Source organism: Microcoleus sp. AT8-B5, from assembly GCF_036705565.1.
In the GTDB taxonomy this organism is placed as follows: domain Bacteria; phylum Cyanobacteriota; class Cyanobacteriia; order Cyanobacteriales; family Microcoleaceae; genus Microcoleus.
Genome location: NZ_JAUBUY010000009.1, coordinates 124,998 through 140,394 on the forward strand (window position 1 = coordinate 124,998; position 15,397 = coordinate 140,394).

A 15,397-nucleotide genomic window follows, 5' to 3' on the forward strand; every position below is an offset into this window, starting at 1 on the left:
AATCTGGGAACGGCGGACTTTGTATTTACAGGTACGATCGCATCTCCTGCTGGTACTACTACCAACTCAGGTAGCGTGGCCGATTTAACTGCTGCTGGAAACACTTTCCCAAGCGACTTTAACAATTTCGGTTCAGGTGTTGGCGGTTACAACTTCACTACTCCTGTGTTGTTTACCGGAGATGCGAAGGCTAACAGCGTCACGGGTACTGAGTTTGCTGACATCTTCAGCGGTGGTTCTGGTGCAGATATTCTGACTGGCGGTGCTGGTGCGGATCTGTTTGTTTACAAAGCAGTAGGCGAAGGCGGTGATACGATTACTGACTTTACCTCTGGAACTGACAAATTCGAGTTTAGCGCGAGCGCTTTCGGCAATTTGACTACGACTAACTTTGACGGTGTTAGCGGTTCAACTCCTGACATTACTGGCAAAGAGTTAGTGATTTTCACAGGCGGCAGTTATGCCTCTTTGCAAGATGCACAAGCTAAAGCCCTGGGCAATTCTACAACTGCTGGTTTCTTCGCCTTTACTAATGCGTCGAACGAAACAGAGTTGTATTTTGACTCGAACGGTACCGTAGCCGGTGGTTCGACCTTGATTGCGAATCTGGGTACTGCTGCTAGCAATCTGGGAACGGCGGACTTTGTATTTACAGGTACGATCGCATCTCCTGCTGGTACTACTACCAACTCAGGTAGCGTTGTGGATTTAATCACTAATCCCGGTACTTTCCCGACAAGCGGAGTTAACAACTTCGGTTCTGGTGTTGGCGGTTACAACTTCACCACTCCTGTCTTATTTACAGGAAGTGCGACAGCTAATAACGTCACCGGCACTGAGTTTGCTGACATCTTGAACGGCGGATCGAGTGCTGATATTTTCGACGGCGGTGCAGGTAACGACAGTATCTCCGGCGATGCAGGTAACGACAGCATTTTCGGCGGCGCGGGTAGCGACAGTCTCTTCGGCGGCGAGGGGAATGACACTTTAATCGGTGGTGTGGGAACCAATGTTCTCAACGGCGGTGCTGGTGCGGATGTGTTTGTGTTCACCGGAACTACTGCTGACGGCGGGGATGTAATTACCAATTACAGCATTGCTGATGATGTAATTAATCTCGACAAAACTGGTTTTGCAGCGTTTACAACCGGAGGGACTTTGGCTTCGAGTTTCTACGCTTACAGCAGCACAGTTTCTGTAACTGCGCTCGAAGCAACTTTAACCGGCCCGTCCATCATGGCTATCTACGACGGTTTGTCTACTAAACTGTATTACGATAGCAACGGTTCTACGGTTGGCGGTAACAGTTTGTTTGCAACTGTCAATAATGTCGATTTAGGAATTTCCGGTAATACTGAATTGTTCTTGTTCTAAACGGCAAGAATCCTAATCGGGATATCGGTACGGTTAGGGACACAGCCATGCTGTGTCCCTACAAGATACGGGTAAGGACACAGCCATGCTGTGTCCTTTTTTTTGGTAATTGTTAAACAATTTAGCTGCTCTTTTTTTGGTAGGGAAATGGCATTGCCGTGTTCTTTTTTCCGTTGTTGTCGATGGTTGGAGTCGATCGCACTCGCGAGGGCAATTTCACCATCCAATCCGGTTTATTTTACCCGTTATATCCATTCCGGTTGATTAAACCGCAGAGGACACAGAGGATACAGAGAAAGGGGAGAGAGAGATGAATAATTCCGATGCCAATGGATTTGATATTACCGAAAATCAGGACACTCCGCCGTGCCGTTTCTCTACAATTAATCCGGCGGTGGTTAAATTTGTATTCACATGGACGCACTTCGACAAAGAAACCGGGTTTTTTACCTCATCTTCGAGTGCGAACGAAGTATTTTCGTAAAAAAACCAGGTTTCTGGGCCCCATGCGTCACTCCTAATTGATTAACCCCTCTCCTGTGCAAGTACAAACGTCCCTTTAATTGTTGATAGTAAATTGTCATAACTTTGATTTGAGTCCACAGCTTTTTTAACCATTAAGCGCCACAGCTAATGATAATTATTCATAAGCTGATGATAAAAATTTATAGTTTAATGGTAAGAGTGAAGCGGGCAATGCCCACCCTACAAATAGAGTCCTCGATCGCCCTAATCTAAAATCTATGAGTGCCCAAAATCCCTTGTCAGTCTGTTTCGCGGATGTGAAGGCGGCGGCAAATCGCTTGCAGGGCAAGGCTTTCAAGACGCCGGTGCTGACTTCGGAAACTTTCAACAAACGCACAAATTCTCAGGTATTTTTCAAGTGCGAAAACTTTCAGCGCACGGGTTCGTTTAAATTTCGGGGTGCTTGCAATGCTTTGATGCAGCTATCTGAATCTGAAAAACAGCGGGGAGTGCTGACTTTTTCTTCGGGAAATCACGCGCAGGCGATCGCCCTTGCGGCCCAGTTGTTACAGATTCCTGCTACTGTTGTTATGCCGGCAGATGCGCCAAAAGTCAAGCAAGAAGCGACTCGCGGCTACGGTGCAGAGATTATTTTGTACGATCGCACTCAAGTTTCCCGCGAAGAGTTAGCCGCTAAAATTGCCGCAGAACGACACTTGACAATTATTCCTCCTTATGATCATGCGTGGGTGATTGGGGGACAAGGTACGGCGGCGCTGGAATTAATCGCAGAAGTTGGGGAGTTGGATTTGCTGTTAGTTTGCTGTGGGGGCGGGGGTTTGCTGTCGGGATGTGCGATCGCGACAAAAACTTTGTCTCCGCAGTGTAAAGTAATAGGAGTGGAACCGGAGCAAGCAGACGATGCGGCGCGATCGTTCCGCACGAAAACGCTACAAACTGTTACTAACCCGGATACGATTGCTGATGGTGCGCGCACGCCATCTTTGGGGAAATTAACCTTTCCTTTGGTGCTGCATTATGTGGACGATATGGCAACAGTTTCAGAAGAGGCAATTCGTAGCACAATGTTTTTTATGTGGGAACGCATGAAGATAGTTGTGGAACCGACGGGAGTGTTAGCAGCGGCGGGTTTGTTGTCAGGTGTTGTGCAGGCTAAAAATGCTCGGATTGGCGTGATTGTCAGTGGAGGAAATGTCGAGTTGAGGGAAGTCAATCGATTTTAGATTTTAGATTTTAGATTTTAGATTTTAGGCGTTGCTGAATACAGGTAAGCTGTTCTCCATTTAAATTGTGTGTCAAAAATCACTCAAATTATTGTGGGATGGGCACGCGAGTCCGTCCCGAATATGCAATTTAAACGCGCAACAGCTTATGAATGGAAAATTTCGGAATTACTATAAGCCAACTATCGTGAGTTATGTAACTTCCCATAAAACTTTATTCATACCGTGAATCAGCAACGCCAGATTTTAGATTGAATAATTTATGTAGCAGCTTCTCTGATAAAATGCTGGCACAGCAAACTTTGATAACACAGCACAATGTCTTCAGAAACAAACTCAGCGGCTCAATCTACAACTGGTGCAGATGCGATCGATGTTGCGATCGCCTCTGGAATCGACTTTGACGGTACTCCGATTCCGCAAGCAAAATTAGACCTGTACGAGCAAGTGATGGGATTAGAAGCCGGCAGACAGCGCAGCGGCGTGTCAAATACAATGCGATCGCGCATTGTCCGAATCGGTGTCAAACACATCGGACAAGAGGAACTCGATAAAATGCTGGTTGCGGCAAACTTTGCACCGCTGAAAGAGAAAGAAATCGCTTTTTATTACGGCGGTAAATAGATCGTATTTATCCCACATCTTGCACCATTCTCAATAAGCCTTTTATGAACAGGCAAGATGCCTGTTCCACAAGAAAATCAATTCTTTGTGGAACAGGCATCTTGCCTGTTGCTGCCGATTTTGCCTAAAATAGACATAACCCACGCTCATAACATCTGTCATGCAAAGTTACACCCTCGCAGAAGTATGTAATCCACAGGGGACAGTCTTTAACCGAGCTGCTGTGGAGCCAGTTTTACTCACAGATAAATCGCAGCCCAGCCACGTAATTATGTCCGCTGATGCCTATCAGCGCTTGATAGAGCGGCTGATGGAATTAGAAGATATGCTTTTAGGTTCATCAGCAAAATCTGCCCTGAGTCAGTCTCAAATGGTTGGTACTAAAACCTTTGTAGAAACACTAAAACAACTGGCCAATGGCGAAACTTGATGGTTTACAAACAGTTCTCGACTTTCTCAAGGGTTTGCCACCTAAAATAGCGGCTCAAATTGCTAAAAAAGTGTTAGCGCTGAATGTCGATCCTTTACCTAATGATAGCAAGCAATTAATCGGATATCCGGGTTATTATCGGGTAGATAGTGGCGAGTATCGGATTATTTACAGCTTTAATTCCGAAGAAGATTTGGTAGAAATTATTCTAGTTGGTAAGCGTAACGATGATGAAGTGTACAAAAAATTAGAGCGCCTTTTTTAAGAAACTCATTCTCAGTGATGCTGCTTTAAATATCTGGTAATTATTTTGATATTACTCCGGTTTTAAAGTGCGTTCCATCAGTGATAAAACAGCGTGTTCAGGAGTAATTTCACCATTTAATAAGCGATAAACTTGACGAGAAACAGGCACTTCTATGCCGCGTTGATTGGCCAAATCAATCAACACATTAGTAGTATTGACTCCCTCAGCAGTGCTCTGCAATTCCTGCAAAATTTGCTCTAAAGATTTGCCTTCAGCTAATCCGAAACCAACCCGATAATTGCGTGATAAAGGACTGTTGCAAGTAGCGAGCAAATCTCCCAAACCAGACAAACCGTAAAAAGTTTCTGCGCGAGATCCCAAACGAACTCCCACCCGAATCATTTCCGGCAAAGCGCGAGTCAGCAAAGCAGATTTAGCATTAGTTCCTAATTGTAAACCGTCGCAAACACCAGCGGCGATCGCAAATACATTTTTCAAAGTTCCACCTAACTCAGTTCCCAGCGGGTCTTCATTCACATAAACCCGAAAAATATCAGAACTGTAAATATTTTGCACTTGCTTGGCCGCCGCTAAATCCAAACTCGCCGCTACCGTTGCAGCCGGCAAGCCCTGCTGAATTTCCTCGGAAAGATTAGGGCCCGAAAGTACGACTATTGAATTGTTAGGAAAGGCATTTTGCCAAATTTGAGATGGAGTGCGGGTAGTCGCGGGGTCTAAACCTTTGGTGACGGTAACTATAATTGTACTGGGACTTAACTGTAAAGCCAAAAGTCGATCGACCGTTGCTCCAACTCCTTTCATCGAAACTGCCGAAACAACAACATCCGCACCTGTTATAACTGATTCTAGATTAACAGAACTGCTGCGCGACCACAAATTAACTCGATCGCCTTTTTTTCCTCCCAGATTGGCCAGTGCCGAACCCCAAGCACCTCCGCCTAATATTGTCAAGCTTGCCATAGAATTTAGTTTAATGAATTTAACCGCAGATTAACACAGATAAATCACCGATAAATCATAGCAATCAATCTGCGTTAATCCGCCTACATCTGTGGTTAACAAATCCTCAGCCTACAAACGCGGCCGCAATCCATAATGACGGTAACGCCAATAATCTCGTAAAATGCGATCGTGATCGAAACACAATTCACGAGGAATCTGCCAAGATTCAAAAATTTGTAAATTTTTAGCATCGTCGGCTGCTTGAGGTTCGCCCGTTGCCGAAGCCAAGAATACAATACTAATAGTGTGTTGGCGGGCGTCGCGATTTGGGTCAGAATAAACGTAAAATTGCTCAATTAATTCTACATTCAAACTCGTTTCTTCTAAAGCTTCGCGTTTTGCCGCTGTTTCTACCGCTTCCCCGTAATCGACAAAGCCGCCGGGAATTGCCCAGCCGTAGGGAATATTGCGGCGTTCGATGAGTATGATCGGGCGATGGGGGCGATCGGCTAATTCGATGATAATATCAACTGTAGGAGCGGGATTTCGATAAGTCATATGCGAAGGAAGAAGGAAGGCACGACACGGATTTTGACACGAATACACGGATTAATTTCAACGGGTTCGGAGTTCCTTCTTCCTGCTGAATTATGCTAAACCGCGAATTAGTACGCGCTGCCTTTGCAAAACCTCTGAGTACAGCTTTTCCAACTCAGTAATATTCTGACTGAGAGTGTATCGCTCCATCGCCCGTTGGCGTGCTTTTTGACCAAGCAGCATTCCCAACTCAGGATGATCGCAAAACAGCGGCAGCAAGGTTTGCAACTGACTCCGTACCCGCTGAGTGTTCAAAACTATCCCCGCGCCTTCCTCCAAAGCCTCGCCGTCAGCACCGGCATCTGTTGCCAAACAAGCTAAACCGCAGGCCATCGCTTCCAGCAACGACAGCGACAGTCCCTCCACTAAAGAAGGCAAAATAAATACGTCTGCCCCCCGGAGGATTTCGATGCGGCGTTCCTCCTCGGCGACAAATCCGAGCCACACAATGCCATCATCTTCGCCGTAAAACAGTTGCAGCGAGGCGGCTAGGGGCCCGTCGCCTACGATCGCCAATACGTTCCCAGGGCCAAAATTACAGTGTTTCCACGCCTTGAGCAAAGCCTCGACATTTTTCTCCTGGGCAATGCGGCCTTGGTAAACAAAAATTCGATCGGCTTTTAATTCCGACTTCAACCCCGAAGGCCCTGGAGAATATTTAATGGCATCCACGCCGTTGGGAATCACGGCTACCCGTTCCTGTGGCACTCCCAACTTCACCAATATATCCCGCTGAATCTGAGAAAAAACGATCGTCGAGTCGTAGTTCGCCAAAAATGGAGCGTACAGTTGATACATCAGGTGTTGGGTTCCCGATGTCAAATTCCGCAATTTGCGATCGAACGGCGGGTGAAAAGTCGCCACCAAAGGCAAATTCAATTCTTGACAAATTTCCGGCAGCAGAAAGTCTAAAGGCGAAAGCGTCAGGGAAGCGTGAACAACATCTGGTTTCAGCCGCCGCAGAGATTTCATCAGCACTGTGCGGGACTTGAGAGTGGGAATCGTATAAATTTGCGATTTGTAGTGACAGGGTAAAGAGACTTCGTTGCAACTGGCGGATGAGAGCGAAGTGGTATATGAGGTTTGAGTAATTCCCTTTCCCCATGAACCATTTGCCATACTCCACCCCGTATTGTTCCTGTCCAGTGAGTCCGCCTCTTGGGCAAAGTGCAGAAAACTAACCTGGTATCCCCGGTCTAATAGTGCGTTGGTGACTTCCCTGGAGTAAGTGACGTTACCGCAAAAAGGTGATTTTTTTCCTAGCCAAGCGATGTGCATTCCAGTAAATCAGAGTTTGTTATTTTTTAGATTCGATCGACTTTGCTATTACTGCTACGGAAAATATACCAGGTTAAGACACCCCCAGCCATCGCTAATCCTGCTAAAGCCAAAAATACTGTTGGCAAACCCAGAAATGTTTCTGCTACCCCGGCCAAAGCCAACGGTAAACTCAAAGCGATATTAGTGGCATTGTTTTGCAGCCCGAAGACTTTTCCCCGCATTTCTTCTGGGGTTTCTGCTTGAATTGTAGTCTGCATCGGCACTCCCACCAATGAGGCAAATAAACCCAACAGGGTAATGAACAGCACCGACAGCCACAAATGGTCTGTAAACGCAGAAAGGGCCATCAGAGCAAGTGCCATCCCAATCGAGCCGATTAAACTCAGTTGGGAGTGAGAAAATTTGTGGCCGAGATAGCCGACTGTCGTCGCCCCAGCAGCCATGCCGACGCCCACCGCCGCCAGCAAAAAGCCAAATTGTGATGCTTTCATACCGGGGAGGATTTCTGCCAGCCGAACTGCTAGAACTGCCAAGGCTGCAAAAATGGAAAATAGAATAATTAGTTGAATTAAAGCATTGCGGACTTTGGGTTGATCGTTGATGTAACGCAGGCCATCTCGCAAATCTGCTAAGGGGTGGGGCGGTTCGTGTTCGACTTCGTTTTTTTCGCCTGTTTGCATCGACAGCAAGAGCACTCCGGCGAAGGCGTAACTTCCGCCTACTACTAATTCTTTGCCGATGCCGAGTCCGCCGCCGAGGTTGGAAAATAGGGTGTCGGCTAAAGCTAGTAAGGGTTCTCCGACTGCGAAGCCAATAATCACCGAACCCATCATGGTTGTGGTGTAGAGGGAGTTGGCTGATAGCAGGTGGCGGCGTTCCACAATTAGGGGAATCACTGACTGTTCTGCTGGCGCGAAAAATTGAGTTAAAGTCGAGACTAGGAATGTCACTAACAGCAGCAAGCAGAATCCGAGCGGCAGTTGACCGAGTTCCCACCCGTCAGACAGCCACAGCAGCACGGGCAATGTTAAAACAAAGGCTCCCCGCAGCAGGTTTGTGGCGACTAGCACTGCTTTTTTCGACCACCTATCGACATACACGCCTGCGGCGGCCCCGAACAGCACTGCGGGTATGGTAAAGGCGATCATGATTGCTGATACCCACCTGCTGATGGTTTGATCTGGCGCTTGAAAGCGGCTGGCTACGAGGGCGATCGTCAGTACGAGATAAACTTTATCTGCTAGTTGGGAAAAAACTTGCCCACTCCACAATGCTAGAAAATTTGGGTTTTTGAGCACTGGCAGAAATCCCGTTTGTTTTTCGGGAATTTCGGCTACTGCTTCGGAGAGTTCTGCTGCTGACTCTGGTGTGGGAACCGGGGGGATTGCTTCGGGCTGTGGGCTATTGCCGTTGTTCCAGTCTGGTGCTGGAGTTGTGGGGTATTTATCCATTTCTGGGTCTGGGACGTTGCTCCATTGTCGATCGGCCAAGACCGGCTCGGAGCTAAAATCGGGAAAATTTTCTCGTTCTTCCATTTTGTGGTGGGTCACAGCTAACACAGATATTCTCAAATCAGAATCAGACAGTCGCATCATAGGATTTGGGGTGGATGGCCTGGGATGGTGGAGGTTGGAGGGATTGGAATTTGAAATTGAGGTGTTAACCCCTAAGTTTATTAATAATCTCGTAACTTTATCTATATCTATTATCTGATGTCGCAACAACCTTGAAAATTTACCTGAAATTGCCGGCAGGTTCGGGTATCCGGCAGGCTGGGGGTGCGATGTACGATCGCCCCTTCACCTATTTAAGTCAACACTCAAAATTTAAAACTCAAAACTCTCTAGGTAGGTGTCGATCGAGCTTCCCGATCGAATCGTGCAACCTAAATGATACTGGGCATATTGTCGCAAAATATTTTCGACAGATATCCAAGTTGTTCGATCGGCAATCCCCTCTCCTAGTTCTGGACTAGCCAACTGTTGCAGCGCTGCTAATTCCTTAGCATTAATCTCGAAATTTGTCAAGTGTTTGCTACCATTCGTTTGCCGGGAACGGGAGGCGGATTTGTACAAGCTACCGGTTTCTGAAGAGAGTTCTGCCTCTAGGTTAGCTAGCTCGGACAGGCTGAAGGTTCCCCCAGAGGGTATACTAAACCCGGTTTGCCAGTTCGGATCGGTGAAATTTGGGATGAGCGGCCCTCTGGTGGCGCAGCAGACTTGGACTTGGGGGGCGAGGCCTGCTAAGGCTAGCAGGTGAAAAATGCCGTGGGTGAGGTGAGCAATCAGCACGGCGGCGGATTGGATTTCTGTGCGATCGGACAAACGCTCCAAACGGCTCAAATGTTCGCCCAGCAACCAAAACAGGTCTTCTTGGGGCTCATCGGAAAGGGCGCTGGCGATCGCCAATTCCGCCAGATATTGCGACGCTGCGAGTTTTCCGAGGTTGCGGCTCAAACCCGGATGGGATTCTACGGTGTTGGCTTGGGTAATTTTGTCGAGCGATCGGCCTTTGGCAATTAGCAATTCGTTGACGACAAATAATTCGCTTCGGCCGCCAATGGTCGATCGTTGTTTGCGAACACCGGGTGCTACGGCTCGAATTAAGCCGAATTCCCGCGTTAAAATTGTCAGCAGTCGATCGGATTCGCCGATGGGCGCACTCTTAAGATTGATTCCAGTTGCTTTGTAAGTTCGAGTCACTCGATTTTAGATTTTAGATTTTAGATTTTAGATTTACAAGGACAGTAGCAAAAACAGTCCGCGACGCAGAACTTTTATTAGATACTCGTTACCAGGCTCTGCCTGGTAACGCAGATCCGGAGGCTCTGCCTCCTAATCCCAGCCGAGGCAGAGCCTCTAAATATGGGTTCCCAGGCAGAGCCTTGGAACCAGTTAAATTAGCCATTGCTAATAACTAATAACTAATAACTAATGACTAATGACTAATGAATTCCCCATTAGCCATTACCAATTAGCCATTGCTAATAACTAATAACTAATGACTAATGACTAATGACTAATGACTTTTATCTAAATTATCGCGCTGGCGCATTAATTCCGGGCCGCGGGAAGTCCCCAAACGAGTTGCCCCAGCTATTACCAAATCTAAAGCTTGTTCGTGAGTACGAATTCCGCCGGCAGCTTTAATCCCAATCCGTCCCTTCGTAACTTCCTTCAGCAGTCGCACATCGTCAACTTTCGCCGGGCCAAAAAAGCCAGTGTTGGTTTTGATGTAGGCGGCGCCGGCTTCCATGCAAATCTCAGCCGCTAATTGTTTTTCGGCATCGGAAAGGAGCGAACTTTCGATAATTGCTTTGATGGTGAGATTTGTTTCTTCGCAAATTTGGGCTAACTCCCGGTGGAATTCGTCGATTCTTCCCGCTTTCAACAATCCTAAGTTAACAGAGACATCTAACTCTACGGCTCCATTATCTGCTGCTTCTAGAGCTTCGTAAACTTTCACCGTTGAAGTCGAAGCACCGGTGGGAAAACCTATAACTGTACAGACTTTGGGACGTTTGCCGTGCAGCAGCTCAACTGCTTGTCTGACGTAGGCGGGATACACGCAAACTGTGACAAAGCCAAATCTCTCTGCTTGTTGGCAACAGTGTTCTACTTGCTCTGGCGTAGCGGTGGGGTCGATCAGGCCGTAGTCGATCAAGGGGGCAATATCGATGTCTGCCTGGTTTGCAGCCATTGCTGTTTTTTCTCCGAAGTAACTACTTTATTAAGTATGTATCGAATTTACCAATCTAAAATCTAAAATCTAAAATCTAAAATCGATCGACTTTACTTTGACCCCGATCGAGCATAAATACTCAATTTGCTGCTCGCAAAAACTCTTGTGGGAATTGGTTTGCCAATTTATGTCAAAAAATTATTTTGGTATCTGCCTTTAGATACATTTTTGATCTTTCTTTAGGTATACTTTGTTAAAAGGAGTTGCGGTAGAGCCTGCGTCAGCTACGCTAGGGCAGAGCCTGGTAGCGGCTACTGTTTTTACTCTGAGTAGTGCTTTAAAAACATAAAAGCCAGTGCCAAGCATGAATCATTTAGAACTCGAACAAGAAATTGGGAAGATGGCTAGAGCGATGATGACTCGCAATAGTTTAATTGGTAAGGATTTGATTGCGGATCTCAGAGGGCGGCTGTCTGTTGACAGTGTAGCTGCTTTGATGATTGTCAGTATTGAGCGTTTGATTTGGTATGACTGCGAGTCCGTAATCTGGAGTTTGAGTTATTTGATTCCTGCTGACGTGATGGAAGAAATTCGCCGGATTACTGCGCTGGTTGTTTGCCAGCGGTTGATGGGCAAGGGTTTTCTGCTGGGGAAAGATTTTAGTATTGATGCAACAGGCCAGTTGATGTTGAGTGAGAATGCTAAAACAGCGGTTGTGATTGCTTGAATTGGGCAACCAGAAGTAGAAGCTATTAGCACTAGGAGATTTGCAGTTAGACTTGGGGCGCCCTAGAACTTTTTGTGTAACTGCAAACCTAATTCGGGATGCGGTGGTAAGAGTTGCGCGATTCACCAAAAAATTGGGTCTGAAGCCCCGTCCTTTTAGGACGGCTTTCCCTTAACCTTGAGGCTCCTGATTAATTCTCTCTAAGTACATCAGTTTTAGTTCTAGCTACAGCTTTGCAATGTTCTTCAATAATTGCAAATTCAGATTCCTGAATCCGAAAAAATAAACGTTTATTCAGGAAATTTTTCGAGTTTTTGCTGTAGGATTATATGACAACAAAGAGGATGACTCATGTTGGGCTGTCAACAAAATTTCATTCGAGTTGATTCAGATATTCAAGCTATTATTGAATACCTGTGTTCTGAATCTGCAAAACTTTCTAATTGTGGGACTTACTATTCCCGCCAGCTATACTTTAAAACTGGTAAAATCCCAAACCGTGCTCAGTTGCACAAAGTTTTGGGGACGGAAAACCGAAACCGACACTATCAAGCGTTCTACTCTGATACTGCTCAACAAATTCTGACGGGCGTAGCAGAGTCTTTTAAGTCATTTATGGGATTACTAAAGGCTTTTAAAAATGGCGTAATTACGGAACGTCCGAAGCTACCGAAATATCGTCAAGGCGGAATGGCACTTGTGACATTTACGGGTAGGTCGGTAAAACTCAACGACGGAATGTTGAGATTCCCTTTGGGTAGCAAGGTTAAAGCGTGGTTCGGTCTAGATGCGTTTTTCCTTCCGATGCCTTCTAATCTTGATTTCAAAGCGATTCGGGAATATCGCATACTTCCCCGGAACGGCTGTTTCTACCTAGAGTTTGTCTACACAACGACCAATGTCCAGGCAGATATAGACCCTGCTAAGTGCTTAATGATCGACCACGGCGTAGATAACTGGTTAACTTGCGTGAGCAATGTCGGTACAAGTTTTATCGTCGATGGCAAGCTTTTAAAGTCGCTTAACCAGGGATACAACAGACGAGTTGCATTTCTCATGAAGGGAAAAGTTAATGGCTATTGGTCTAAAAGGCTTGCCAGCTTGACCGAAAGACGGAATCGTCAGATGCGAGATGCCGTTAACAAGGCAGCAAGGAAGGTAATTAAGCACTGCTTAAAAAATCGGATAGGAACGGTTGTATTCGGTTGGAATAAGGGACAAAAAAATTCTGCCAACATGGGAAGCAAAACTAATCAAAAGTTTGTGCAAATCCCTACGGGAAGACTGAAAGATAGAATTGCTCAACTCTGTGAGCAGTATGGCTTGAGGTTCGTTGAAACGGAAGAATCTTATTCGTCAAAAGCTTCTTTTGTCGATCGTGATTTGCTACCTACTTTCGGCGAAAAACCCGAAGGGTGGCTTCCAATTGGCACGCGGATTAAACGTGGTTTGTACCGAACGGCGCAAGGCTGGCTAATTAATGCAGATTGCAATGCTTGTGGCAACATTGGTAGAAAAGTAGCGGTGATGCTTGGACTTGATCTAAGCGGAATCAGTAGAGGCGAGTTGTCAGCGCCTTTAAGACTTAAATTATGGTCTTAAGAATCCCCATGCCTTCAGGCTGGGGAGTGTCAAGCAGAGTTAAAATTCGCAGCAGCTCTAAAAAACGATGAGTGCGGTTAGCTAAAAGAGCTTTTTACGAGAGGAAAATAGTTAGTTTCGACCGCAAATTGTTGAGGTTGTTACGGGTACTGTGTACGGGCGATCGCCCTGTATCAAATTTTTCATATTTTTAGTGGAATTACAGTTTTATTCCAGGTATGGTTTCATGTAGAATCATCCCTAAGATAGATACAAAATATTATGAACTTAATTCAAAACTTGGAAGCGGCTTGGTATTACCATCTGGGATCGCGCCACCTCGAAGCTAAGGATGATCATGGTGCTCTGGCGAACTTTAACAGAGCTTTGAAGTTGCAATCAGATCATTATAAGGCTTGGTTCGGCCGAGGTATGGCTTTGGGGAATTTAGAACGGCACTTAGAGGCGCTGAAGAGTTTTGATGAGGCTTTGGCGGTGCAGCCGAATGCGAGCTTTGGCTGGCACAACCGGGCTATTGCTTTAGGAAAGTTGGGCGAGTGGTTGGAGGCTCTCAATAGTTTTGACCGGGCTCTGGAGTTCAGTCCGTGCGCGGCGAGTATTTGGCACAACCGAGGACTGACGCTGATCGAGATGGGGCTGTACGAGAAGGCGGTTCTGAGTTTCGATCGCTCTTTAAATTTGTATCCGGAGGCTGCTTGGGCATGGTACAACCGAGGTAATGCCCTGTTGGAACTCAAGCTTTACTATCAGGCGCTCAACAGTTTTGACCGGGCGATCGAGTTTAAGCCTGACGATGCGAAGGCTTGGTACAATCGCGGTATAGCTGCAAACTCTATGGGACTTTACAAACAAGCAGTAGCTAGTTTTAGCCGATCGATCGCTCTACAACCGGGCAGAGCCGAAGCTGTGGGCGAACGGAGAGTTGCTTTGGAGAAATTAGTAGGTTTAAATCAGAGAAATTCCAAGTTTACTCCCACATCTGAGCGTCCCTTGGAAGATTATTTAATTTGGTACAACCGGGGTGTGGAATTGGCGCGAAAAGGCTGCTACTCTGAGGCGATTGCTTGCTACGAAACAGTCTTAGAAATAACTCCTGATTTTGCTAATGCTTTTTACAATAAAGCTTGCTGTTATGCGCTACTGGGATTTGCTGATTTGGCCCTTGACAATTTGCAGCGGGCTGTTGAGTTTATCCCTAATTTGTACCGAGAGCTAGCTTTAGCTGACCCGGATTTAAGCTGCATTTGGAAACAAGAACGTTTTGAAGCGCTGATCCAAGGTTGATTTTACACAAAAAACAGCTCGCCCCATTGGCGAGCTGTTTTTTTGGGCGGCGCAAATTCGATCGCCCTCAAGAGTATTTGTGCAATCTTTGCTATTGCACAGAAACTCGGATTGAGGGCTTGACCGGCCTCTTGGCAACTACGATCACCCGGTAAGTGCCGGATTCCGGTAGTTGAGCAAAAGTTTGACCTTCGCCTTGATCCAAGAGTTGTCCCGACGGAGATTCGATCGCCAGATCGAGATTTTTGGTACTAGCTGTCACCCTAATTGTCTGTCCCTGTTTGCCTTGAACGGTGATAGGCTGGATTTGGTAGCCGGACATTTTGAGTTTGACTGTGGCTTGTGTTTCCTTGAATGCTATGGGAATTGCGCGATCGGGCCGATAAGTCCACTTGGCGCTAAAGTCGCGTCCGATTACGAAGCTGGTGGTTTCACCTTTCGGGGTAACTCGCACGCGATAGATGCCTGACTCTGGCAACTGGCCAATCCACTGATTATCTCCTTTTTCAATAACCCCCATATTTTCACCATTGGGACTGTACAGTTCGGCTGTTAGTTGTCCTGCCCACAGCGAGAGAGTGAGTTCTCGCCCTTTGATGCCTTCAAAAATATAGGTGGTGGGTTGGTTGATGGTTTCTCGGAGTTCCGAGGTTGACATTCGCTTGATCGGTTCGAGGTTTGAAACTGATTCAGAAGTAACGGGTTTGTTAAGGGTTTCTGTAATTTCCGAGGCAGCCATCAGCTCGCTCGGTGCAATTTTGGGGGCTACTGGGCTGGCAAATACTGATTTTGCCGTCATCATGAGTAGCATTCCAGTCAGTAAAATTATTTTTTTCATGTCGCACTTCCGAGGGGGGGGTAAGGAGTTGTATATGGTT

16 protein-coding genes are annotated in these 15,397 nt (G+C 46.5%); 9 read left to right on the plus strand and 7 right to left on the minus strand.

Going from position 1 to position 15,397, the window contains the following annotated elements; all coding sequences use genetic code 11:
• The 6 genes from QUB39_RS08885 to QUB39_RS08910 form a co-directional block, all read left to right on the plus strand.
• Positions 1-1,374 (plus strand): calcium-binding protein (locus QUB39_RS08885; RefSeq protein ID WP_333314682.1); only part of this gene is annotated, 1,374 nt, incomplete at its 5' end.
• 310 nt (positions 1,375-1,684) lie between these two features.
• Positions 1,685-1,858, plus strand: a complete 174-nt coding sequence (locus tag QUB39_RS08890) for a hypothetical protein (protein WP_333058015.1) — start codon at positions 1,685-1,687, stop codon at positions 1,856-1,858.
• A gap of 259 nt (positions 1,859-2,117) precedes the next feature.
• The gene (locus QUB39_RS08895; RefSeq protein WP_333485048.1) at positions 2,118-3,083 is read left to right on the plus strand and encodes a threo-3-hydroxy-L-aspartate ammonia-lyase; all 966 of its coding nucleotides are present in this window, start codon (positions 2,118-2,120) and stop codon (positions 3,081-3,083) included.
• Between the two features lie 318 nt (positions 3,084-3,401).
• Positions 3,402-3,707 carry a small RNA NsiR4-regulated ssr1528 family protein gene (locus QUB39_RS08900; RefSeq protein ID WP_333153788.1) on the plus strand — a complete coding sequence of 102 codons (306 nt, stop codon included), beginning with the start codon at positions 3,402-3,404 and terminating at the stop codon, positions 3,705-3,707.
• Positions 3,708-3,867: 160 nt separating this feature from the next.
• Positions 3,868-4,137: a type II toxin-antitoxin system Phd/YefM family antitoxin gene (locus tag QUB39_RS08905; RefSeq protein ID WP_333211817.1), complete on the plus strand. Its 270-nt coding sequence runs from the start codon at positions 3,868-3,870 to the stop codon at positions 4,135-4,137.
• Positions 4,124-4,402, plus strand: coding sequence for a type II toxin-antitoxin system RelE/ParE family toxin (locus QUB39_RS08910; protein WP_333211818.1), 279 nt, complete (start codon positions 4,124-4,126; stop codon positions 4,400-4,402). The genes QUB39_RS08905 and QUB39_RS08910 overlap by 14 nt, the downstream gene beginning before the upstream one ends.
• A gap of 51 nt (positions 4,403-4,453) precedes the next feature.
• Here QUB39_RS08910 and QUB39_RS08915 read toward each other — a convergent pair whose 3' ends face one another.
• The 6 genes from QUB39_RS08915 to deoC form a co-directional block, all read right to left on the minus strand.
• Positions 4,454-5,365, minus strand: a complete 912-nt coding sequence (locus QUB39_RS08915; protein ID WP_333058013.1) for an NAD(P)H-dependent glycerol-3-phosphate dehydrogenase — start codon at positions 5,363-5,365, stop codon at positions 4,454-4,456.
• Between the two features lie 111 nt (positions 5,366-5,476).
• Entirely contained in the window at positions 5,477-5,905 is a 429-nt protein-coding gene (locus tag QUB39_RS08920) for an NUDIX hydrolase (protein WP_333058012.1), read from the minus strand.
• A gap of 90 nt (positions 5,906-5,995) precedes the next feature.
• Entirely contained in the window at positions 5,996-7,222 is a 1,227-nt protein-coding gene (locus QUB39_RS08925; protein WP_333058011.1) for a glycosyltransferase family 4 protein, read from the minus strand.
• A 26-nt stretch (positions 7,223-7,248) separates the two neighbouring features.
• Entirely contained in the window at positions 7,249-8,820 is a 1,572-nt protein-coding gene (locus tag QUB39_RS08930) for an MFS transporter (RefSeq protein ID WP_333058010.1), read from the minus strand.
• 231 nt (positions 8,821-9,051) lie between these two features.
• On the minus strand, positions 9,052-9,927 hold the full coding sequence (recO, locus tag QUB39_RS08935) for a DNA repair protein RecO (protein WP_333211821.1): 876 nt from the start codon (positions 9,925-9,927) through the stop codon (positions 9,052-9,054).
• A 316-nt stretch (positions 9,928-10,243) separates the two neighbouring features.
• Entirely contained in the window at positions 10,244-10,924 is a 681-nt protein-coding gene (gene deoC, locus QUB39_RS08940; RefSeq protein ID WP_333211823.1) for a deoxyribose-phosphate aldolase, read from the minus strand.
• A 346-nt stretch (positions 10,925-11,270) separates the two neighbouring features.
• On the opposite strand from deoC, the gene QUB39_RS08945 reads away from it, so the two are divergent.
• The 3 genes from QUB39_RS08945 (at position 11,271) to QUB39_RS08955 (ending at position 14,519) form a co-directional block, all read left to right on the plus strand.
• Complete coding sequence (locus tag QUB39_RS08945) at positions 11,271-11,633, plus strand: hypothetical protein (protein ID WP_333058007.1); 363 nt, start codon at positions 11,271-11,273, stop codon at positions 11,631-11,633.
• Between the two features lie 351 nt (positions 11,634-11,984).
• Positions 11,985-13,235, plus strand: coding sequence for a transposase (locus QUB39_RS08950; protein WP_333058006.1), 1,251 nt, complete (start codon positions 11,985-11,987; stop codon positions 13,233-13,235).
• Positions 13,236-13,496: 261 nt separating this feature from the next.
• Positions 13,497-14,519: a tetratricopeptide repeat protein gene (locus QUB39_RS08955; RefSeq protein ID WP_333058005.1), complete on the plus strand. Its 1,023-nt coding sequence runs from the start codon at positions 13,497-13,499 to the stop codon at positions 14,517-14,519.
• Between the two features lie 91 nt (positions 14,520-14,610).
• On the opposite strand, the gene QUB39_RS08960 is transcribed toward QUB39_RS08955, so the two are convergent.
• Complete coding sequence (locus QUB39_RS08960; protein WP_333058004.1) at positions 14,611-15,357, minus strand: hypothetical protein; 747 nt, start codon at positions 15,355-15,357, stop codon at positions 14,611-14,613.
• Positions 15,358-15,397 lie beyond the last annotated feature (40 nt).

Bases quoted from the DNA above. Each gene is read 5' to 3' on its own strand.
- QUB39_RS08900 (WP_333153788.1), top strand. From the start codon at position 3,402: ATGTCTTCAGAAACAAACTCAGCGGCTCAATCTACAACTGGTGCAGAT.
- QUB39_RS08890 (WP_333058015.1), top strand. From the start codon at position 1,685: ATGAATAATTCCGATGCCAATGGATTTGATATTACCGAAAATCAGGAC.
- QUB39_RS08905 (WP_333211817.1), top strand. From the start codon at position 3,868: ATGCAAAGTTACACCCTCGCAGAAGTATGTAATCCACAGGGGACAGTC.
- QUB39_RS08930 (WP_333058010.1), bottom strand. From the start codon at position 8,820: ATGATGCGACTGTCTGATTCTGATTTGAGAATATCTGTGTTAGCTGTG.
- QUB39_RS08960 (WP_333058004.1), bottom strand. From the start codon at position 15,357: ATGAAAAAAATAATTTTACTGACTGGAATGCTACTCATGATGACGGCA.
- QUB39_RS08925 (WP_333058011.1), bottom strand. From the start codon at position 7,222: ATGCACATCGCTTGGCTAGGAAAAAAATCACCTTTTTGCGGTAACGTC.
- QUB39_RS08910 (WP_333211818.1), top strand. From the start codon at position 4,124: ATGGCGAAACTTGATGGTTTACAAACAGTTCTCGACTTTCTCAAGGGT.
- QUB39_RS08950 (WP_333058006.1), top strand. From the start codon at position 11,985: ATGTTGGGCTGTCAACAAAATTTCATTCGAGTTGATTCAGATATTCAA.
- deoC (WP_333211823.1), bottom strand. From the start codon at position 10,924: ATGGCTGCAAACCAGGCAGACATCGATATTGCCCCCTTGATCGACTAC.
- QUB39_RS08915 (WP_333058013.1), bottom strand. From the start codon at position 5,365: ATGGCAAGCTTGACAATATTAGGCGGAGGTGCTTGGGGTTCGGCACTG.
- QUB39_RS08895 (WP_333485048.1), top strand. From the start codon at position 2,118: ATGAGTGCCCAAAATCCCTTGTCAGTCTGTTTCGCGGATGTGAAGGCG.
- QUB39_RS08955 (WP_333058005.1), top strand. From the start codon at position 13,497: ATGAACTTAATTCAAAACTTGGAAGCGGCTTGGTATTACCATCTGGGA.
- QUB39_RS08920 (WP_333058012.1), bottom strand. From the start codon at position 5,905: ATGACTTATCGAAATCCCGCTCCTACAGTTGATATTATCATCGAATTA.
- QUB39_RS08945 (WP_333058007.1), top strand. From the start codon at position 11,271: ATGAATCATTTAGAACTCGAACAAGAAATTGGGAAGATGGCTAGAGCG.